Source organism: Hyphomicrobium facile, from assembly GCF_900116175.1.
In the GTDB taxonomy this organism is placed as follows: Bacteria; Pseudomonadota; Alphaproteobacteria; order Rhizobiales; family Hyphomicrobiaceae; genus Hyphomicrobium_B; species Hyphomicrobium_B facile.
Genome location: NZ_FPCH01000004.1, coordinates 252,207 through 271,144 on the forward strand (window position 1 = coordinate 252,207; position 18,938 = coordinate 271,144).

General features: G+C 60.9%; 21 protein-coding genes. 12 read left to right on the forward strand and 9 right to left on the reverse strand.

Going from position 1 to position 18,938, the window contains the following annotated elements; translation table 11 throughout:
* The first annotated feature begins 39 nt into the window (after window positions 1-39).
* The 5 genes from BM399_RS19195 to BM399_RS19215 all read left to right on the forward strand — a co-directional run bounded on the left by BM399_RS19195 (window position 40) and on the right by BM399_RS19215 (window position 4,008).
* Entirely contained in the window at window positions 40-1,023 is a 984-nt protein-coding gene (locus BM399_RS19195; RefSeq protein WP_092869394.1) for a YVTN family beta-propeller repeat protein, read from the forward strand.
* 73 nt (window positions 1,024-1,096) lie between these two features.
* Window positions 1,097-1,876: an ABC transporter ATP-binding protein gene (locus BM399_RS19200; protein WP_092869477.1), complete on the forward strand. Its 780-nt coding sequence runs from the start codon at window positions 1,097-1,099 to the stop codon at window positions 1,874-1,876.
* Entirely contained in the window at window positions 1,876-2,895 is a 1,020-nt protein-coding gene (locus tag BM399_RS19205) for an ABC transporter permease (RefSeq protein WP_092869395.1), read from the forward strand. Before BM399_RS19200 ends, BM399_RS19205 begins: the two co-directional genes overlap by 1 nt.
* Before the next feature lie 8 nt (window positions 2,896-2,903).
* Complete coding sequence (locus BM399_RS19210) at window positions 2,904-3,575, forward strand: hypothetical protein (RefSeq protein ID WP_092869396.1); 672 nt, start codon at window positions 2,904-2,906, stop codon at window positions 3,573-3,575.
* A gap of 196 nt (window positions 3,576-3,771) precedes the next feature.
* On the forward strand, window positions 3,772-4,008 hold the full coding sequence (locus tag BM399_RS19215; protein ID WP_092869397.1) for a hypothetical protein: 237 nt from the start codon (window positions 3,772-3,774) through the stop codon (window positions 4,006-4,008).
* Window positions 4,009-4,294: 286 nt separating this feature from the next.
* Here the strand turns inward: BM399_RS19215 and kdsA are convergent, their stop codons facing one another.
* Window positions 4,295-5,161 (reverse strand): 3-deoxy-8-phosphooctulonate synthase, encoded by an 867-nt coding sequence (gene kdsA, locus BM399_RS19220; RefSeq protein WP_092869398.1) that lies wholly within the window; start codon window positions 5,159-5,161, stop codon window positions 4,295-4,297.
* 112 nt (window positions 5,162-5,273) lie between these two features.
* The gene (gene pqqA, locus BM399_RS19225) at window positions 5,274-5,363 is read right to left on the reverse strand and encodes a pyrroloquinoline quinone precursor peptide PqqA (RefSeq protein ID WP_045836478.1); all 90 of its coding nucleotides are present in this window, start codon (window positions 5,361-5,363) and stop codon (window positions 5,274-5,276) included.
* 375 nt (window positions 5,364-5,738) lie between these two features.
* Here pqqA and BM399_RS19230 point away from each other — a divergent pair, with 375 nt between their 5' ends.
* Window positions 5,739-5,978 (forward strand): hypothetical protein, encoded by a 240-nt coding sequence (locus BM399_RS19230; protein WP_244531377.1) that lies wholly within the window; start codon window positions 5,739-5,741, stop codon window positions 5,976-5,978.
* A gap of 90 nt (window positions 5,979-6,068) precedes the next feature.
* On the opposite strand, the gene BM399_RS19235 is transcribed toward BM399_RS19230, so the two are convergent.
* The gene (locus tag BM399_RS19235; RefSeq protein WP_244531378.1) at window positions 6,069-6,461 is read right to left on the reverse strand and encodes a bactofilin family protein; all 393 of its coding nucleotides are present in this window, start codon (window positions 6,459-6,461) and stop codon (window positions 6,069-6,071) included.
* A 236-nt stretch (window positions 6,462-6,697) separates the two neighbouring features.
* On the opposite strand from BM399_RS19235, the gene BM399_RS19240 reads away from it, so the two are divergent.
* Window positions 6,698-7,879 (forward strand): hypothetical protein, encoded by a 1,182-nt coding sequence (locus tag BM399_RS19240; RefSeq protein ID WP_244531379.1) that lies wholly within the window; start codon window positions 6,698-6,700, stop codon window positions 7,877-7,879.
* A gap of 42 nt (window positions 7,880-7,921) precedes the next feature.
* Here the strand turns inward: BM399_RS19240 and BM399_RS19245 are convergent, their stop codons facing one another.
* The 5 genes from BM399_RS19245 to tpiA form a co-directional block, all read right to left on the reverse strand.
* Window positions 7,922-9,550 (reverse strand): CTP synthase, encoded by a 1,629-nt coding sequence (locus BM399_RS19245; protein WP_092869400.1) that lies wholly within the window; start codon window positions 9,548-9,550, stop codon window positions 7,922-7,924.
* A 105-nt stretch (window positions 9,551-9,655) separates the two neighbouring features.
* A complete protein-coding gene (locus BM399_RS19250; RefSeq protein WP_092869401.1) occupies window positions 9,656-10,237 on the reverse strand; it encodes a hypothetical protein in 582 nt (193 codons plus the stop codon).
* 100 nt (window positions 10,238-10,337) lie between these two features.
* Entirely contained in the window at window positions 10,338-10,724 is a 387-nt protein-coding gene (gene secG, locus BM399_RS19255) for a preprotein translocase subunit SecG (protein WP_092869402.1), read from the reverse strand.
* 187 nt (window positions 10,725-10,911) lie between these two features.
* Window positions 10,912-11,655: a hypothetical protein gene (locus tag BM399_RS19260; protein WP_244531380.1), complete on the reverse strand. Its 744-nt coding sequence runs from the start codon at window positions 11,653-11,655 to the stop codon at window positions 10,912-10,914.
* Window positions 11,655-12,431 (reverse strand): triose-phosphate isomerase, encoded by a 777-nt coding sequence (gene tpiA / locus BM399_RS19265; RefSeq protein WP_092869403.1) that lies wholly within the window; start codon window positions 12,429-12,431, stop codon window positions 11,655-11,657. Before tpiA ends, BM399_RS19260 begins: the two co-directional genes overlap by 1 nt.
* A gap of 217 nt (window positions 12,432-12,648) precedes the next feature.
* Between tpiA and BM399_RS19270 the strand changes: the two genes are divergently transcribed.
* A complete protein-coding gene (locus BM399_RS19270) occupies window positions 12,649-14,538 on the forward strand; it encodes a SurA N-terminal domain-containing protein (RefSeq protein ID WP_092869404.1) in 1,890 nt (629 codons plus the stop codon).
* 64 nt (window positions 14,539-14,602) lie between these two features.
* Entirely contained in the window at window positions 14,603-16,123 is a 1,521-nt protein-coding gene (gene trpE / locus BM399_RS19275; protein ID WP_244531392.1) for an anthranilate synthase component I, read from the forward strand.
* Between the two features lie 17 nt (window positions 16,124-16,140).
* Here trpE and BM399_RS19280 read toward each other — a convergent pair whose 3' ends face one another.
* Entirely contained in the window at window positions 16,141-16,536 is a 396-nt protein-coding gene (locus BM399_RS19280; RefSeq protein ID WP_092869406.1) for a hypothetical protein, read from the reverse strand.
* A 110-nt stretch (window positions 16,537-16,646) separates the two neighbouring features.
* Here BM399_RS19280 and BM399_RS19285 point away from each other — a divergent pair, with 110 nt between their 5' ends.
* From BM399_RS19285 to trpD, 3 genes are all read left to right on the forward strand, one after another.
* The gene (locus tag BM399_RS19285; RefSeq protein ID WP_092869407.1) at window positions 16,647-17,159 is read left to right on the forward strand and encodes a SixA phosphatase family protein; all 513 of its coding nucleotides are present in this window, start codon (window positions 16,647-16,649) and stop codon (window positions 17,157-17,159) included.
* A gap of 128 nt (window positions 17,160-17,287) precedes the next feature.
* Window positions 17,288-17,884, forward strand: coding sequence for an anthranilate synthase component II (locus BM399_RS19290; protein WP_092869408.1), 597 nt, complete (start codon window positions 17,288-17,290; stop codon window positions 17,882-17,884).
* A gap of 54 nt (window positions 17,885-17,938) precedes the next feature.
* A complete protein-coding gene (gene trpD / locus BM399_RS19295) occupies window positions 17,939-18,937 on the forward strand; it encodes an anthranilate phosphoribosyltransferase (RefSeq protein ID WP_092869409.1) in 999 nt (332 codons plus the stop codon).
* The last annotated feature ends 1 nt before the right edge of the window (window position 18,938 follow it).

Consider the following 18,938-nt stretch of genomic DNA (forward strand, 5'->3'; position numbering starts at 1 on the left):
ACCTTCACACCTCTTAGACGCTTCCATCTGGAGACGAGAATGTCCCGATTTGCCCAAGCATTACCTGTGTTCGCTGCCGCCGCGATGACGTCGTTCGGCGCAACGACCGCCAACGCCTATACGGCCTACATAACGAACGAGAAGGACAACAGCCTCTCCGTCATCGACACCGACAAGCTCGAAGTCATCAAGACCGTGAAGATCGGCCAACGGCCGCGCGGCATCGTGATGTCCAAAGACGGCAAGTGGGTCATCGTCTGCACGAGCGATGACAACGACGTAAAAATCTACGACGCCAAGACGCTCGAATACGTCAAATCGCTTCCATCCGGCCCGGACCCCGAGCTGCTGACGCTCCACCCGGACGGCAAAAGGCTCTACATCGCCAACGAAGACGACAACCTCGTAACGGTCGTCGACATCGAAACGTCCAAGGTCTTGACCGAAATCCCCGTCGGCGTCGAACCCGAAGGGATGGGCATGAGCCCGGACGGCAAGGTGCTCGTCAACACGTCCGAAACGACGAACATGGCCCACTTCATCGACACCGAGAACCACAAGACATTCGACAACGTCCTGGTCGACAGCCGTCCCCGCGTTGCGATGTTCAACTCGGCACAGACGCAGCTCTGGGTTTCCTCCGAGGTCGGCGGCACCGTGGCGGTGATCAACCCGGCCGACCGCAAGCTCATCACCAAGATCAATTTTGAAATCCCGGGCGTGGAAAAGGAAGCGATCCAGCCCGTCGGTATCCGCATTACGAAGGACGGCAAGCTCGCGTTCATCGCCCTCGGGCCGGCAAACCGCGTCGCGGTCGTCGATACATCGACGTTCAAAGTCCTGAAGTACATTCTTGTTGGCCAGCGCGTCTGGCAGATGTATTTCACGCCGGATGATAAACTTTTGCTGACGACCAATGGCGCATCGAACGATGTGACCGTAATCGACGTTGCCAATCAGAAGGCGATCAAATCGATAAAGGTCGGGCGCTATCCCTGGGGCGTCGTGGTCTCGCCGGACTGACCGCCGCGAAGATCGAACGACAGGCGTGAACGCTGGGCCAAACGAAAGGCCCAAACGAAAGGCAATGACGACGATGGCATCGACAGCCGAGACCGAAGCTGAAAGGACGCCAGCCCTCGTCGTCAACGGCGTCAGCCATAGTTTCGGCGACCGGAAGGTCCTCGATCGCGTGTCGTTGACGGTCGATCAAGGAGCATTTGTCGTGCTCCTCGGTCTCAACGGCGCGGGGAAGTCGACCCTCTTTTCGCTGATCACGCGCCTCTACGACAACGTCACCGGCGAGATAACCATTCGTGGTTTCGATGTTCGGAGACGCCCGTCGCAGGCACTGCAGCGTCTCGGCGTCGTCTTCCAAAGCCGGACGCTCGATATCGATCTGACCCTGATGCAGAACCTCAAATACCACGCGGCGCTGCACGGCTTTGCAGGACGCACGGCAACCGAGCGCGCGCGTCAGGCCCTCGCACTCGTCGGCCTCTCCGACCGCGCTTCCGAGAAAGTTCGCGCGCTCTCCGGCGGCCAGCTGCGCCGCGTCGAGATTGCTCGCTCGATGATGCACCATCCCGATCTGCTGCTGCTGGACGAAGCAACCGTCGGACTTGATCTCGGCTCGCGCGAAACCGTCATGAAAATTGTCCGCGATCTCGTTGCGCGAGAACGTCTCGGTGTTCTCTGGGCAACCCATCTGATGGACGAGGTCTTACCCACCGACCAGGTCGTCATTCTTCACAAGGGTGTCGTTCTCTATAACGGACCCGTTCCCCAGCTCTTGAAGCTCACAGGCACGTCGAGCGTACGCGAAGCCTTCCGCAGCGTCACCGGCACGAAGAGCACGATCGAGGAGGCCGCCTGATGGCATCGCAAGCGGTCACGACCGGATCCGAAAACCTCAGCCCCGCCTATCACGAAAGCGACGCCGGGGCCCGCCAGCGCCTCGGCATTTCGGGATACTGGGCCTGCTTCAACGGCATCGTCCGGCGCGAAATCCTTCGCTACCTCCATCAACGTGAGAGGTTTCTCTCCGCACTCGTACGGCCGCTGATCTGGCTCTTCATTTTTGCAGCCGGCTTCCGGCAGACGCTCGGCGTCTCGATCATTCCGCCGTATGAGACCTACGTCCTCTACGAAGAATACATCGCACCCGGCCTGATCGCGATGATCCTGCTTTTCAATGCGATGCAATCGTCGCTGTCGATGGTCTACGACCGCGAAACCGGCACGATGCGCACACTTCTCGTCAGCCCTTTCCCGCGGTCGTTCCTGTTGCTGTCGAAGCTTCTCGGGGGCGTCTCGGTCGCGTTGCTGCAAGCCTACGCCTTCATGCTCGTTGCGTGGTTCTGGGGCATTCAGCCGCCCGCCATCACCGAAGTGAAGCTCTTCACATTCTACGATCCGCCGAGTTGGGCGGGCGACGTCATCCCCAAGATGACGGACCCGATCGTCACCTCGCTCTTCTCGATTCCCGGGTTCATTCAGCCCTTCGCGGGTTACATCACGGTCATTCCCGCGATCATCCTCGCCGGCCTGATGCTTGGCTCGCTCGCGCTCTTCATGTCGTCTGTCATCAAGCAGCTCGAAAATTTCGCCGGCGTGATGAACTTCGTTATCTTCCCGATGTTCTTCGCCTCGTCTGCGTTGTACCCGCTCTGGCGCATTCGCGAGGCAAGCCCCGCGCTTTTCGAAATCTGCCGTCTCAACCCGTTCACCTATGCGGTGGAAATGATCCGCTTCGGGCTTTATGGACAGGTCGATACGGTTTCGCTCGCCGTTGTCCTTGGTTGCACGGTTGTCTTCCTCGCGGCAGCGGTTTTTGCCTACAATCCGTCTAAGGGGTTGATCGCTCGGCGCGGCGGCCCTGGCGGCTCAGCTTGAGATTGGAAATGAAAATGATCGGACATGTTCTTCGTCGCGCCAGCTTGCAGATCGCCACAGCTCTTGCATTGGCGCCTTTCACCCTTGTGCCCGCTCCAGCCTTCGCAGATGAGCCTCAGCCTCAACAAGCCGAATGGCCCTGCATTTACCGCAAGGTCCCGGTGTTGACGGCCGCAACGATTTGGGATGGCCCCGCAATCACCGACACATCGACGTGGCGCAAGGACGAGACCATTAGAAAGCTGTCGCAATACCTCGTCTCTCGCCGCGTGAAGGAGAACGAAGTCGAAGCCGCCGTGAAAAAGTTCGCGGCCGGCCTGCCCGCCGATACCCACGACGCCAAACTGACAGAGCTCTTCTCCGCCGTGCTCACCCGGACGAACGAGGATCGCAAGGTCGTCATGTCGGGTATCGAGCGCTTTCATAAACGCCAGCTCGAGCGCGCCAAGGAAATCGAGAAGGAAGGCGTCGAACTTCCCCCCTCGGGCGATTTCGGCGCGACGGACGCTCCGGCGGGCGAGATTTCCCAGCTTTCGCCCGTGGAAGAAAAATACAAATGGGAGGTCCGCACCTTCCAGGAAAAGCAGGCGAACATTCCGATCGCGTGCGAGATCCCTCAGCTGATCGACGAGCGGGCGGGCGTCATCGCGCGAGCCATTCGGGCCGAGATGAAAAGCTGAGGACCGTCAGCACATAGCGGCGAAAAACTCAGGAACGGCAAAAATAATCTTTACGCGTCGTTAGCCTTAACGCGTCCTTAACCAAGGTTGACATACTCTCAACGCATCGGCTTTCGGTGCCGGCCTCTCCCCGGCCCGAAGCCAAACTGCAAGTGGAAGTGTCGTCATCTCTGGTCTCGCGTTTGTGAGGTTGACCATGCACTACGAACTTGTTTCGCGTGCCCTTGCCTATGCCTCCTGCATTTCGACAATGAGCCTGCTTATGACGTCGGTGGCGATTGCAGCCATCAACGTCGGAAGAACGCACCCCGCCTTCTGCCAACCCAATGCCTGCGTCGCCGGCATTCGCGTCGGTTCGGAAGCTCAATTCGGTGCTCTGACGAGCCGCGCCCATGTCGCCTCGCTGGCGGCCAAGCTCTGGCGCGTCAGCTAAGAAGTCGAAATCTCAAAAAATACACTCGGCGAAGCGACGGTGCCGTTTATGCGGGTAGCGGAATTGCGCCTTGGCGAGTGCGAAGCGAAGTGAAGTGAAGAATTGAAGTCGAGCGATCTACGATCACGCACTGCCGTCCGTGCGCACGGACTGAAATGAATTCACGAAACCTACCGTCGAAAATACGCTTGCGAAGTCGGAAATGCCGAAGCTCCCGGCCTGAACCAGGGTCAATCCAACCCCGGAAGCTTCAATCGAGAAATGAGTCTATCGACGAGAGCGCGAGTCAGGCCTGGCTCGCGCTCTTCCGCTGTTTGACGACTTGGTCGATCGCCTGCAGCTCCGATACGAGCCCCTCGAAATCCTTGAGCGCGACCATGTTCGGCCCGTCCGAAGGCGCCCTGTCCGGGTCCTGATGCGTCTCGATGAAAAGCCCGGCGACGCCGACAGCAACGGCCGCGCGAGCAAGCACCGGCACGAAGCGGCGATCGCCACCCGACGACGTTCCCTGCCCGCCGGGCTGCTGCACGGCGTGGGTGGCGTCGAAAATAACGGGCGCCCCCGTCTCGGCCATCTGCGGCAGGCCCCGCATGTCGACGACAAGCGTGTTGTATCCAAAGCTCGAGCCGCGCTCGGTGACGAGCACGTTCGGATTGCCGGAGCCCGTCACCTTGGCGACGACGTTCTTCATGTCCCAGGGCGCGAGGAACTGCCCCTTCTTGATCTTGACCACCCGGCCCGTCTTCGCCGCCGCGATCAGAAGATCGGTCTGGCGGCAGAGGAAAGCCGGGATCTGCAGCACATCGACGACTTCTGCCACCGCAGCGCACTGCCCGGCCTCGTGGACGTCGGTTACGACCGGAACCCCATATTTTTCGCGAATTTCAGCAAAAACAGGCAAAGCCGCCTCGAGCCCTATGCCGCGACGACCGGTCAACGACGTGCGATTGGCCTTATCGAAGGACGACTTGTAGACGAGCCCGAAACCGAGCTTTTGGGCTATTTCGCTCAAGCCCGCGGCCATCTCGAGGGCGTGGGCGCGGCTTTCCATCTGACAAGGCCCGGCCAGGATCGCGATTGGCGCATCGTTGGCGAAAAGCACGTCACGAACGCGGACGTGGGCGGCAGGCTTAAGGATTTCGTGCTGGGTCATGGCGCGATTTATAGCGTCGCTGGGCTCTGGCCGCGACCCCCCTGGGCACCCCATACCCAAACAAAAACGGCGGCCCATGGCCGCCGTTCAGAAACCCGAAGGTTTGAATTCGTTAGATGAGGTCGATCTCAGCCGGCAGATAGCTGGTGACTTCGAGACCAACTTCTTGCTCGCGAACTGCAGGCTTCATCCAGACTTTCATGTGCGTCCTCCACGGATTTTTACAGGTTGCTCCTGTTGAATACGTAGTTACCGAAACAACCCCTCAATTACCAATCTCTTTTCACTAACGCGGTTCAAACTTTTCGTGATCAAAACGACGAATTGTTATATCATTTCAATTGGAAATACCCCAATAGCTCGCAATTTTTGATTGGCACTCTCCGTACGCATGCGTCCGGGTACGGAGGACTGTGCCTTCAAAGCTTCAGTCGGATACCGGAGCTTTTGTCCGCAGTAGCTTGTCGCTTTCCTCGGCTGTTCGCGTGCTAAGCCGAATTTGCAAGCCGCGACTCGGGGCGCGTGCGTGCGCGCACGCACAGGCGGCATAACAAAAAAGCTCGTGGAGACTACCCAGATGCAAATACTTGAAACCTACCCTTGGATTGAGCCGGTTCTGATCGGCGCAGCGATCGTTTTCGTGCTGGACCTGATCGGCAATCTCATCTCGTTTTCGAACCGTGTGCTGAACGCGCTCGCAACGGCGATCATCTTCGCAATCGTGTTCGGCGGATTGCTTTATACCGGCGTTCTCCGGCTCGACGTGCGGACCGAGACCACGACGACAACGTCCGCACCGGCAACGACTACGCCATAAGAACCCGAGCGCATATCCGCGTTTGCAGGCCATGAGAATCCCGGCGCGTGACGCCGGGATTTTTGTTTTCAGCGGCGATTGCCGTTTACGTTACGATAGGTCCGGCGTCACTTCGCTCGCGTTCTTCGCCTTCTTGACGCTACCTTCGAAGTGAGCGCCGTCAGCGACGGTAAGCCGCTCCTGAATGATGTCCGCCTCGACGACGGAATGTTCGTGCAGAATGACATTCGAACCCTTGAGTTCGCCTTTGACGCCGCCCTGTATGGCGATTGTGCGTGCAGTGATGACACCCTTAACGTGCGCACCGTCATCGACGGTAACCGTTTCTCCGTGCACGTCGCCTTCGATGTGACCTTGTATCAGCAGCGAACCTTTGGTTTTCAGGATAAGCTGCTCGCCGTAGATTGAAATATCGGGCCCGAGAATGGATGTCGGCCTGTCGGGTGAAGCGGGCTGATAGCTCGGCGCCGCGGCACTGGACACGACACCGATTGGCCCAGAGAACCGCGGTGGCTGTGTTGGTATTGCGCCCGGTTTTGCAGTGTCCGCGCGCGTCTCTGCTCGTGAATCTCGACTGAACATAAGAACCCCCAGAGATTGATCACTTTGAACATAAGAAAAGAGCCGGTCCCGCTTAACTATGAGGGACATGCGATTGCAGCGGCACTGGGGCACACCACAAGGAAAAGCAAAGGGGGAAATCTCCGATGAAACGTCCGATGACAATTTTCGCTCGCAATTTGCGCGCAGCCGTTTGCGCGTTATCGGCGGTCACCATGATCGCGCTGCCCCAAGGCAGTATCGCTGAGGCACAGCCGGCCGATCTGACCCAAAAGATCGCCGAATATCGCGAGAAACTCGCCGAATACACGAAGGCGCGCGCGGCCTATGAAGTGGTCGCGGGTCCCTACTGGGCGGCGATCGCGGAAAAACGCGCCGAGCGGGCCGCCAAACGGCACAAGAAAGAACGAACGACACTCGACGATTACGTTCTCGAGCAACCGCCCGTCTACTCAGGCCCGCCGAAACCGGAAGATCCGGAAAAGGGCCGCATCGGCGAAGAGTATATGCCCGTCGTCGCGGACTTCCTGAAGAACGCCGAAGAGCACTTCGGCTTTGTGCCGGAACGTCCCGCGAGCGATGATCAATACAGGCACGCTTACGCGCAGCTCGCCTTGGCCGCCGGCCTGACGCCGGAGCAGTGCGTGAAGATCTACGCGTTCGAATCTACCGGGAACGGCGGATACGACATTCAAGCGGGCCTCGAGTACGGTCTGCCGCACGAACGCGCGATCTCGACTGCGCTCGGCTATAACCAGCTCTTAGCAACCAACAGCATCTCACTCCTTGCAGAGGTCGGTGATAAGTTCGTTGCGGCGCTCCATGAGAAAGCGGAAGCGGCGGACGGCGAACGCCGCGCTGAGCTGCAGAAAAAAATCGCGACGCTGAAAAAAATGATCGCGTTCAGCCATACCGTGCCCAGCCAATGGAGCGAGCACGCCAAGCTTGCCGAAACGCCCAAGGGCCTCGGAATTCACGCGATCATTCTGGATATCGACATCAGCCCGCTATTGCAGGTCGAAAAACTGCTGACGTCCGTCAACTACGCCAAGCGCCAAGGCTATGCGAAGCCTCTAAAGGCTGCCGAACTCGAGATGATGAACCTGACGGGAGACGGCTCAGGCTTCGACATGGTCACGATGTCGGATGACATGAGGAAGAAAATTCCGACATCGAATTTCTTCCAGCGGCGAGGCTACGAGCGCAACCAGATTGCAATCACGAACAACACGGTGGCTCAGCTCATCGCGGCGACCGACGCCAAAATGCAATCGGAAGCCCAGCTGAATGGAGCGCGCGCGCTGGCAGCGGCGTTCGAGGTATTCAGCGAAACCCGCTGACGAAACAAGCCGAGGCACTTCGCGCCTCGCCTCGCCCAAAAATCAAACGAGCCGCGACTGCTCCACGGCGGCCGCAATGAAGCTCGCGAAGAGCGGATGCGGATCGAACGGCCGTGACTTCAGCTCGGGGTGATACTGCACGCCGATGAACCACGGATGATCGGGATACTCGATCGTCTCGGGCAAGAGACCGTCCGGGGATACGCCCGCGAACCTGAGCCCAGCGCGTTCGAGATCGGCGCGATAGCGCATGTTGACCTCGTAGCGATGACGATGACGCTCCGAGATATGCGTCGAGTTATAGATCTTGGCGATGTGGCTGCCTTCGGCGAGCGCCGCATCGTAAGCCCCGAGCCGCATCGTGCCGCCAAGCTGACCGTCCTGACGGCGCTGCTCGAGTTCGTTGCCGCGCATCCACTCCGTCATCATCGCGACGACGGGCTCGCTCGCTTCACCGAATTCGGTCGAGCTTGCATCCTTGATGCCCGCCAGATTCCGCGCCGCTTCGAGACACGCCATCTGCATGCCGAAGCAAATTCCGAAATAGGGAACGCGACGCTCGCGCGCGAACTTCGCGGCCAGGATCTTGCCTTCCGAGCCGCGCTCGCCGAAGCCGCCGGGCACGAGAATGCCGTTGAGGCCTTCGAGATAGGGCGCAGGGTCCTCGCGTTCGAAGATCTCACTCTCGATCCATTCGAGCTTGACCTTGACGCGATTGGCGAGACCGCCGTGAACGAGGGCTTCGTTCAACGACTTATACGCGTCCTTGAGACCGGTATATTTGCCGACGATCGCGATCGTCACCTCGCCTTCGGGCTGCGCGATACCGCGCGAGATCGTTTCCCAGCGAATGAGATCGGGCTTCGGCGCGCCGGTGATCCCGAACGCGGCAAGCACCTCACGATCGAGGCCCTCGCGGTGATAGGCGAGCGGCACGTCGTAGATCGACGCAACGTCGAGCGCCTGGATAACGGCTTCGGGGCGCACGTTGCAGAACAGCGCGATTTTCTTGCGCTCTCCGACTGGAATTTCGCGATCCGACCGGCACAGCAGAATGTCGGGTTGAATGCCGATGGAGCGCAGCTCTTTGACGGAGTGCTGCGTCGGCTTGGTCTTGAGCTCACCCGCCGACGGAATGTACGGCATCAACGTCAGATGGATGAATACGGACGCCCCGCGCGGAAGCTCGTTGCCGAGCTGGCGGATCGCTTCGAAGAACGGCAGGCCTTCGATGTCGCCGACCGTGCCGCCGATCTCGACCAGCACGAAGTCGACATCCTCGTTGCCCGACAGGACGAAGTTCTTGATCGCGTCGGTCACGTGCGGAATGACCTGCACCGTTCCGCCGAGATAATCGCCTCGCCGTTCCTTGGCGAGAATGTCCTGATAGATGCGCCCCGTCGTGACGTTGTCCGACTGTTTCGCCGGAACGCCAGTGAAGCGCTCGTAATGACCAAGGTCGAGGTCAGTCTCCGCACCGTCGTCGGTGACGAACACTTCGCCGTGTTGATAGGGGCTCATGGTCCCGGGATCGACATTCAGGTACGGGTCAAGTTTCTTGAGCCGTACTGAATAGCCGCGCGCTTGGAGAAGCGCGCCAAGGGCTGCGGACGCGAGGCCTTTGCCGAGGGAGGAGACCACGCCGCCGGTGATGAAGATATACCGCTGCATGGGCCTTGGTTCTGGCACAGCCGACCCCGGATTCGGAAGCGGCTTTTTTGCACCTTCACCAAACGAAAACGTCGCAAGGCTCAGACCGAGACGGAAGTCGGCGCCTTAAAGGGGCCTGCCGCACTGCTGAGAGACTTCTTGCGTTGCAGCAGCCTGCACGTCCGGAGGCACTGTCTCGGACTGGAGCTGTGCTTTCAACGCGTCCGCGGTTTCGCGCGTGTTACGTGCCGCCGGTGCAATCCCGTCGCGGCCATAGGTAACGTCGATCGAGACGACACGCAGGTCGGTCGGCTTGATGGTGACCTGTTGACCCTTCTCGGTCATCTTCGTCTTTCCGCACTTGAAAGACGTCTGCGCGGGCGTCGAAGTGAATGTCTTCTGATGCTGTTGGGCGCCGTAGTCTGCGGCAGCCGCCAACGCGATCTTCTCGAGCCGGTCCGACGGAGTTCCCGGAGAACCCGCGGCCGTCACGTGAATGCTGCCATCCGTATTGGCCGAAATACTGTATCCGGCAGGCGCGAACATATTCGCGGCCTGATAATTGGTCACCGACGCCGTCGTCAGATCACCGAGGGTGGCGCCGCAGCCGCCGAGCTGAAGAAGCGCTCCCGCACCCACGACAAGCGCGGATAGACGCAATGCGTGGCGGCAGAGGCCCCCACGCCGGATCGAGCTGATGTCAGCCATGACAGTCCCCCATTTATCGCCTTTTTTGCAGGGAAAAGGCCGGGGGTCTAGCTGCCCGGGGCCTTAGGCCCCGGTAGCGCACATGATTCCTGGCAATCGACTACTGATTCTGGGGGACGAGTGGCGCACGGGGCGCGTCGAGCTTATCCAGGATGCCGCCGCGTCCGGGCTCTGCCTTCGGTGCTTCGCCGCCGGCTGCCGGAGCCTGCGTTCCGCTGGCCGGAGCGTTCACACCATCGAACACCGACCCGCGCGGAGCGGAGTGATTGGCGAGGATCGTCAGCAAAATGCTCGTCGCGAAGAAAGCCGCGGCAAGGCCCGCGGTCGTCCGGGTCAGCAGGTTGGCCGTTCCGCGACCCGTCAGGAAGCCGCCGCCACCGCCACCGCCGCCGATGCCGAGCGCACCGCCCTCGGATTTCTGCAAAAGCACGACAGCAACAAGCGCCGAGGCGATCATCAAATGGATAACGAGCAGTACGGTGGCCATAAATTTTTGATCCGGATTGAGCGGGCGGCAAGCCCTGCAAGCGTGCGCCTATACACTAGCCTGTCGCGATGAACCAGCCCCACTGACCGGCCTTTCTCAATGGCCGTTCGGGGCGAACGTTAACCCGGTTTACTTCGGGAGGGTTTTCAGCGGGTTTAAGGCCCAAGGTCTCAAGGTCCCCAGGGTCTCAAGGTCCGGAGTGCGGCAAAACCACCGTCTCCCCGAAGCCGAACGACGGCAACGACGTTTCCGGCACGAAAGACGGATGAGACTCGGACGCCGTCTCGGCCGGCCGGGGGTCCCCCCGATAGGCGTCATGAACGATGACGGGCGGCGCGGGAGCCGGCGTTTCCTGAGAAATCTTGGATTTCGCGGGCTTGGCAGGCCCAGGCTTGGAAGGATTGTCGTTCTCGGCCTTCGGCTCAGACGGCTTTGCTTTCTTGTGCGTCGCCTTTTTCGGCCCGTCCTTCTGGGCGCCTTCCTTTTGGAGCGCGTCCTTTTTCGCTGGCGAAGCAGACTTCTGCGGACCTGCCTTCTCCGACCCCGGCTTCGGCGGATCGTTCGCGACAGGCACGGTCGGATCGGCGTCGGAATTGAGCTCGATGCGTGCCGCCGCCTCGCTCGCCCGCTCCGCCTCGGCCGAAAGCTTGGCGTCGCGGCAGCCGAATTTCACCTGCTCGTCGAGTTGAATGAAATGCTCGATCTCGCGCAGCCGCTCAGCCGGCAGATTGGCCTTCGCCCATTGCGGACCTTTGCTCATGTCGTCGAGAACACCCGACGCGCGGAACTTGATCTGCTCCAGCCTGAGCGCGGTGCATGTTTCGGGATCGACTTTAGGCTGCGTCGCCCATGCACTGAATGAAGCGCCGATCGGCGCGCAAAAAAGCGGCGCAAGTGCCAGAGCGACAGCATGGCGGAAAGGTAGAAGCATCACGGCGTCTCGTATGCGCGAACTATGGCGAGAAAATCGCTCGCCTTGAGGCTCGCGCCGCCGACGAGCGCTCCATTGACGTTTTCAACAGACATTAGCGTCGCCGCGTTGTCGGGCTTGACCGAACCACCATAGAGAACCCGCATGTGCGCGCCTTCCGGTCCGATGAGATGCACGAGATCGCTCCGAATGGCAGCATGCACGATTCTAACATCGTCGGGCGTCGGCGTAAGCCCCGTGCCGATCGCCCAGACCGGTTCATAGGCCACAACCGTATTGACCGCAGTCGACGCCTTGGGCATCGATCCCTTGAGTTGCCGCGACACCACATCGAGCGTCGCGCCGGCCGCGCGCTCTTCCTGGGTTTCGCCGATACATACAATCGCAACGAGCCCAGCCCGGTGCGCAGCTTCCGCCTTCGCCCTCACCTGCTCGCTCGTTTCGCCATGATCCGCGCGCCGCTCCGAATGGCCGACGATCACGGCCGAAGCGCCGGCGTCCTTCAGCATCTCGGCCGAAATGTCGCCGGTATGAGCACCGCTCGCTTTGGCGTGACAATCCTGCCCAGCGAGCAATACGGGACGTGCCCCGAGGCCGGACGCAAATCCGGCGATAAGCGTCGCAGGAGGGGCAATCATCACATCGGCGGCGATGGAGGCCAGCGGCCCGAGAAGGGCGTCACCGACGGCCTGAACCTCGCCGAAGCTCACCTTCAGGCCGTTCATCTTCCAGTTTCCAGCAACCAGAGGCCGAATTTCGCGCCGATGATTCACCATCCCGTCCCTCTTTTTGCGGACGCGAACACGCTTTTTGGGCGCCCGCAGTCGTGAACACTCCGTAACCTCATCCCGGTCGCCCTTGCAATCCGAAACGGCCTGCGCTTCATATCACGCCATCGCCCTGTTCTCGGGGCGCGGTTCGTCATCTGAAGCTCGTTGACCTTACGCCCTCCCGCGGCAGCGTCACGCTTCCATCAACGGGACGTCTTTACCTATGCTCGAAGCTCTAAGACGCGGCGCCCAGACGCGGGTCGCCAAGCTGCTGTTCGGATTGCTCGTGCTGAGCTTTGGCATCTGGGGCGTCCATGACGTGTTCCGCGGCTGGGGCCGTGGAGCCGTGGCCCATGTGGGCAACACCGCCATTTCGGACGAAGAGTTTCGCCGCGCCTACCAGAACGAGCTCGACCGGGTATCGCAGCAGGCTCGCCAGCGAATCACCGCTGAGCAGGGCCGCGCGTTCGGTCTCGACAAACAGGTTCTGGCCCAGCTCATCAGCGGCGCAGCGGTCGAGGCGCATGGCGAGCAGCTAGGTCTCGCCCTGTCCGACCAGACGCTCGTCGAAGGCATCCAGTCCGATCCCGACTTCCAGATCGACGGCAAATTCTCGAAAGGGAATTTCGACGCCCTGCTTCGCCAGATCGGGATGACCGAACGCGGCTTCCTGAACCTTCGCCGCAAGGATGAACTGAGAGCCGCGATCATAAGATCGTTCGTGACCGGCCAGACCGTGCCGAAACCGCTCTTCGACATCATGCACGCATACAACGACGAGAAGCGCGTCATCGAATGGATCAAGATCGATCCCGACGCGATCACCGTCGCCGAAGCCTCCGACGAAAAGCTCAAGGAGCTCTACGACAAGGACCAGGCGAAATACATGACGCCCGAGTACCGCAAGGTGCAGGTGCTGACGCTCAGCGTCGATGACTTGAAGAAGCACGTCACGATCACCGACGAAGACATTACGAAGTCCTACGAAGCGACGAAGGACACCTACAACAAGCCCGAGGAACGGCGCATTCAGCAGATCGCCTTCAAGGACAAGGCGACTGCGGAAGCGGCCCTGAAAGATCTCCGCGACGGCAAGAAGTCTTTCGGCGACGTGGCCAAGGAGGCCGGCGCCAAGGATACCGACGTCGACCTCGGCTTGGTGACGAAGAAATCCCTGATCGACCCGAAGATCGCGGATGTCGCCTTCTCGCTCGAAAAGGACAAATATTCCGACGTCGTCGAAGGCCGCTTCGCGACGGTCATCCTGCGCGTCACTCAGATCGATCCAGGCATCGATCGCACACTGGCCGATGTCAAGGATCAGGTACGCGATAAGCTCGCGACTGAAAAAGCCAGGTCCGAGCTGCAGAACAAGCACGACGAAATCGAGGACAACCGCATCGCCGGCAAAACATTGACGGAGATCGCGGAGTCCTCGAAGCTCACCTTCAAGGAAATCCCGGCAACGGACGCAACCGGTCTCTCGCCGGAAGGCAAGCCCGTGTTGGAAACGCCCGACCTCCGCAAGATCGTCACGCGCGCATTCGCGCCCGACAGCAGCACCGACGACTCGGCGATCGAGCTTTCGGACGGCGGCTATGCCTGGGTCAACGTTCTCTCCAACGAAGCCCCGAAGCAGAAGCCGTTCGACGCGGTCAAGGACCAGGTCAAGGACAACTACATCGTGTCCGAGCGTCACCGCCTGCTCGAAGAGCTGGCAAAGAAGCTCGTTGAACGCGTCGACGCAGGTGAGCCGATGTCGGCGCTCGAAGCGGCAGCGAAAAACAAGGTCGAGAAGACCGACCCGCTGACGCGCAAGACCATACCGCAGAGCATTTCGGAAGCGGTCGTCGCGCAGGCGTTTGCATTGCCTAAGGGCAAAGCAGGCCATGGACCGTCGCCCGACCAGACGACTGCAGTCGTCTTCCGCGTTGCCGATGTCATCGCCGCGCCCGAAGCGTCTCTCACCGAAACGGATCAGCTGATGCGTCAGCTCAATGCCGAACTCGCGAACCAGACGCTGACCGAATATACGGAAGCGCTCAAAAAGCGCCTCGGCACCACGGTAAATGCGGCGGAAATGAATGCCGCTCTCGGCCTCAGCGAAGAGTGAGAGCAACGTGACCGCCTCAACGGCAGCGCCGGCATCGGCCAATTCTGACACGACACGTGCGGATATCTTCCCCGCGATCGATCAGTTCGCAAAAATCTACGATGAAGGCACGGCCCAGGTCGTCTGGACGCGCCTCATCGCAGATCTCGAAACGCCGGTGTCCGCCTACCTGAAGCTCGGCGAGCGTCGCGCCATGAGCTTCCTGTTGGAATCGGTCGAGGGTGGGTCCGCGCGCGGGCGCTACTCCGTCATCGGCTTCGCGCCGGACCTCGTTTGGAGAGCCAACGGCAGTACGGCGGAAATCAATCGAACCCCGGACGCCAATCCCGATGCGTTCGCAATCGACGGCAGCCCGGCGCTGGAATCGCTGCGCAAGCTTCTGGCCGATAGCGCGCTCTCTCTGCCCGAGGCCTTGCCGCCAATGGCGGCCGGCATCTTCGGCTATATGGGCTACGACACGGTTCGGCTGATCGAAAAACTGCCCGAGATGAAGCCGGACGCTCTCGGCGTTCCGGATGCCATCCTGATCCGGCCGACGCTGATGCTCATCTTCGACAACGTCAAGGATGAGATGACGCTCGTGACACCGGTCCGGCCGCGCGAGAACATCTCCGCTGCCGACGCCTACGGCGAAGCGCTCGCGCGCATCGAGAAGACCATCAAGGCTCTCGAGACCCCGCTTCCGCTTGCCTCTTCGGCGCCTCAGCCAACCCATGCGCTTCCCGAGCCGCAATCGAACACCACGCCCGCCGACTACATGGCGATGGTCACGAAGGCGAAGGAATACATCAAAGCCGGCGACATCTTTCAGGTCGTGCTTTCGCAGCGTTTCTCCGCGCCGTTTGCGCTTCCCTCATTCGCGCTCTATCGCGCGTTGCGGCGGCTCAATCCCTCTCCGTTTCTGTTCCATCTCAATTTCGGCAACTTCCAGCTCGTCGGATCGTCGCCCGAAATTCTCGTCCGCGCCCGGGACGGCGTCGTCACCATCCGGCCCATCGCCGGTACCGCACCGCGCGGCGCGACCGACGCGGAAGACAAAGCGTTGGCCGCCAAGCTCCTCGCTGATCCCAAGGAGCGCTCCGAGCATCTGATGCTGCTCGACCTCGGCCGCAACGACGTCGGACGCGTCGCCGAGCCCGGCAGCGTCACCGTCACCGATAAATTCGTCATCGAGCGCTATAGCCATGTCATGCACATCGTTTCGAATGTGATCGGCAAGCTGGATGAAAAGAATCATGACGCGATCGACGCGCTGATGGCGGGCTTCCCGGCGGGGACGGTGTCGGGTGCGCCGAAGGTGCGCGCCATGGAGATCATCGCCGAATTCGAAAAGGCGAAACGCGGTCCCTATGCGGGCTGCGTCGGTTATTTCTCGGCGAATGGCGAAATGGACACCTGCATCGTTCTGCGCACGGCGATCCTGAAGGACGGCATGATCCACGTGCAGGCGGGCGCCGGCATCGTGCACGACAGCATCCCCGAAAACGAACAGCAGGAATGCATCAATAAGGCGAAAGCCGTGGTGCGTGCCGCCGAAGAGGCCGTTCGCTTCGCCTCACGTTCATCCAACGCCGCTCAATCGTAGAACGGCACGCGCGCCGCTCAGGGAAGCTTCGTCGTCTCTGCACGCCAGCGCTTTGCCCATGCCCGCTGCCACGGCGACCATTTCGGCCGCCACAGCAGGCTGACGACACTGTGCCAGACTGCGTAGATCGGTAACCAGAAGAGTACGCGGATCGGCAATACACCGAGCGCGAACGCCGCGCGCCGTATACGTTTCGATGCCGCGACGCCGTATTTCTGGCTTCGCGCCTTCACCCACGTTTGGACCGTCTCCCGGCCGAGAACGCGCTCGGCGACACGCAGCGCAATGAACGCCATGACCGCGAACGGCAGCAGCAGCCACAACACGATCCAAAGAAGTTGCGTGAAAACCCACCAGACGATGCTGATGAGAAGGGCAAGAATCCAAAAAAAAGGCGCCAGTAGATAATCCATTGCGGATGGACCTTGTCATCACGCCAGCGCGAATCTATGGCCTATCGCTTAACGGCATCGATGACCTGCTGTAAGGTCCCCTCGTCCCGCAACGCCAGCCCAAGGCCGCAATGCTTTCTCTTGCCCTCCTCCGCCACGCGAAATCAAGCTGGGACGCGAAGGACATCGACGATTTCGACCGCGCCTTGAACGACCGGGGGCGCGCCGCCGCACCAGTCATGGGGGGCGTTCTGAAAGAACTCCATTTCGCCCCCGAGCAGATTCTTTGTTCCCCCGCCAAGCGGACCCGCGAGACGCTGTCGCTGATCTCTTCATACGTCAAAGACGCCGAAGTCACATTCGACGATCAGTTGTATCTAACGGGACCGGACACTTTATTAGCGCGCCTTAAGACCGTTCCAGTCGGCATCAAACGCGTATTGATGATCGGTCACAACCCGGGAATGCACGGCCTCGCCCTGATGCTGGCAGGCACGGGCGACGCCAAGTCCATATCGCGTTTGGAAGATAAGTTTCCGACCGCGGCCCTGGCGACCTTTACCTTCCCGCAAGTCACTTGGCGCGATTTGACGCCCGCCTCGGGGCACCTCGAGGCCTTTATCACGCCGCGCGACCGCAGCTGAAACTCCGAAACGCCGTCCCGCGTTGAAACAAGCCGTCTGGGGGCCATATTTTCCGTGTCGCGGTGCGTCCGGGGTCTGCTAGAAGGGCGTTGTCCGCTATGATGCGCGCCGGCAGACCAAGGGCCAATATGCTGATCCTGATCGATAACTACGATAGCTTCACCTACAATCTCGTCCATTATCTGGGTGAGCTTGGCGCCGAAAGCGTCGTCATTCGCAACGACAAGGTTTCAGCCGACGAAGTGCTCGCGAAGAAGCCGCAAGCGATCGTCCTGTCGCCGGGCCCGTGCACGCCGAACGAGGCCGGCGTCTGCCTGGACCTCATCAAGAAAGCCGGCCCCACGATCCCGCTGCTTGGCGTCTGCCTCGGCCATCAGGCGATCGGCCAAGCCTACGGCGGCAACGTCGTTCGCGCGCCGTCCCCGATGCACGGCAAGCTGTCGACGATCTCCAACACCGGCAAGGGCATCTTCAAGGATCTGCCGAAGCGCTTCGAGATCACGCGCTATCATTCGCTCATCGTCGACCGCGCGACGCTTCCCGATTGCCTGGAAGTCACGGCCGAAACCGACGATGGAATTATCATGGGGCTGCAGCACAAGACGCACCCCGTCCACGGCGTTCAGTTCCATCCTGAAAGCATCGCGTCCGAGCAGGGGCACGCGCTCCTTGCCAATTTCCTTTCGCTTGCAGGCTTCACGCCGAAAAGCCGTAAGGCGGCCTGAAACGTGACAACCACCGCAACAGTTGCCAATCCAGCCCGCGAACTGAAGCAGCTTATGAACCGTATCGCCGACGGGGAAACCCTCGGCGACGACGGCATGCAGCAGGCGCTCGATCTTCTGATGTCCGGCATCGCCCCGCCCGTCGCGATGGGCGCGTTCCTGATGGGCGTTCGGGTGCGCGGCGAAACGACGGAAGAAATCACCGGCGCCGCCAAGTTCATGCGTGGCCGGATGACGACGGTCGATGCCCCGCCAGGCGCAATTGACATCGTCGGTACCGGCGGCGACAGCAGCGGCACCTATAATATTTCGACCGCCGCAACGTTCGTTGCGGCCGGAGCCGGCGCGATCGTCGCCAAGCACGGCAACCGGGCCGTGACCTCGCTCTCCGGGGCCTCCGACGTCCTCTCGGCACTCGGCGTCAAGCTCGACGTGCCGCCCGTCATCGTCTCGAACGCGATCGCCGACGCCGGAGTGGGCTTCCTCTGGGCGCCGCTCTACCATCCGACCTTCAAGACATGGGCGCCGATCCGCGCCGATCTCGGCCTCCGGACGCTCTTCAACCTGCTCGGGCCGCTCTGCAATCCGGCGCGCGTAACGCGTCAGGTCCTCGGCGTCTATGACAGGAAGCTCGTCGAACCGATCGCCGAAGTTCTGCGCAAGCTCGGCTCAACTCATGCATGGGTTGTCCATGGCGCCGACGGCATGGACGAACTGACGACCACGGGCGCGACCCACGTCGCCGAATTGAAGGACGGCGATATCTTCGCCTTCGAACTGACGCCCGAAGATGCGGGTCTCGAGCGGAGCCACATCGAAGCACTGAAGGGCGGCGACGCAGCCACCAACGCGGCCGCCATTCACGCGCTTCTCCAGGGCGAAACTGGCCCCTATCGCGACATCGTCGTTCTGAACGCCGCAGCGGCCCTCATCGTCGCCGGCAAGGCCGACGGGCTGCCGGATGGCATCGCGAAAGCCGAATTGTCTATCGATAGCGGCCGCGCCGCACGCGCGCTCGACCGACTGGTCGCCGTCACCAACGAACGAGTTTAAG

Excerpts from the sequence above, each read along its gene's own strand:
- BM399_RS19260 (WP_244531380.1), bottom strand. The coding sequence starts at position 11,655 with ATGCTTCTACCTTTCCGCCATGCTGTCGCTCTGGCACTTGCGCCGCTT.
- trpD (WP_092869409.1), top strand. The coding sequence starts at position 17,939 with ATGAACCGTATCGCCGACGGGGAAACCCTCGGCGACGACGGCATGCAG.
- BM399_RS19250 (WP_092869401.1), bottom strand. The coding sequence starts at position 10,237 with ATGGCTGACATCAGCTCGATCCGGCGTGGGGGCCTCTGCCGCCACGCA.
- BM399_RS19280 (WP_092869406.1), bottom strand. The coding sequence starts at position 16,536 with ATGGATTATCTACTGGCGCCTTTTTTTTGGATTCTTGCCCTTCTCATC.
- kdsA (WP_092869398.1), bottom strand. The coding sequence starts at position 5,161 with ATGACCCAGCACGAAATCCTTAAGCCTGCCGCCCACGTCCGCGTTCGT.
- secG (WP_092869402.1), bottom strand. The coding sequence starts at position 10,724 with ATGGCCACCGTACTGCTCGTTATCCATTTGATGATCGCCTCGGCGCTT.
- BM399_RS19270 (WP_092869404.1), top strand. The coding sequence starts at position 12,649 with ATGCTCGAAGCTCTAAGACGCGGCGCCCAGACGCGGGTCGCCAAGCTG.
- BM399_RS19195 (WP_092869394.1), top strand. The coding sequence starts at position 40 with ATGTCCCGATTTGCCCAAGCATTACCTGTGTTCGCTGCCGCCGCGATG.
- tpiA (WP_092869403.1), bottom strand. The coding sequence starts at position 12,431 with ATGGTGAATCATCGGCGCGAAATTCGGCCTCTGGTTGCTGGAAACTGG.
- BM399_RS19200 (WP_092869477.1), top strand. The coding sequence starts at position 1,097 with ATGGCATCGACAGCCGAGACCGAAGCTGAAAGGACGCCAGCCCTCGTC.
- BM399_RS19210 (WP_092869396.1), top strand. The coding sequence starts at position 2,904 with ATGAAAATGATCGGACATGTTCTTCGTCGCGCCAGCTTGCAGATCGCC.
- BM399_RS19240 (WP_244531379.1), top strand. The coding sequence starts at position 6,698 with ATGACAATTTTCGCTCGCAATTTGCGCGCAGCCGTTTGCGCGTTATCG.
- BM399_RS19205 (WP_092869395.1), top strand. The coding sequence starts at position 1,876 with ATGGCATCGCAAGCGGTCACGACCGGATCCGAAAACCTCAGCCCCGCC.
- BM399_RS19215 (WP_092869397.1), top strand. The coding sequence starts at position 3,772 with ATGCACTACGAACTTGTTTCGCGTGCCCTTGCCTATGCCTCCTGCATT.
- BM399_RS19230 (WP_244531377.1), top strand. The coding sequence starts at position 5,739 with ATGCAAATACTTGAAACCTACCCTTGGATTGAGCCGGTTCTGATCGGC.
- BM399_RS19245 (WP_092869400.1), bottom strand. The coding sequence starts at position 9,550 with ATGCAGCGGTATATCTTCATCACCGGCGGCGTGGTCTCCTCCCTCGGC.
- pqqA (WP_045836478.1), bottom strand. The coding sequence starts at position 5,363 with ATGAAAGTCTGGATGAAGCCTGCAGTTCGCGAGCAAGAAGTTGGTCTC.
- BM399_RS19285 (WP_092869407.1), top strand. The coding sequence starts at position 16,647 with ATGCTTTCTCTTGCCCTCCTCCGCCACGCGAAATCAAGCTGGGACGCG.
- BM399_RS19290 (WP_092869408.1), top strand. The coding sequence starts at position 17,288 with ATGCTGATCCTGATCGATAACTACGATAGCTTCACCTACAATCTCGTC.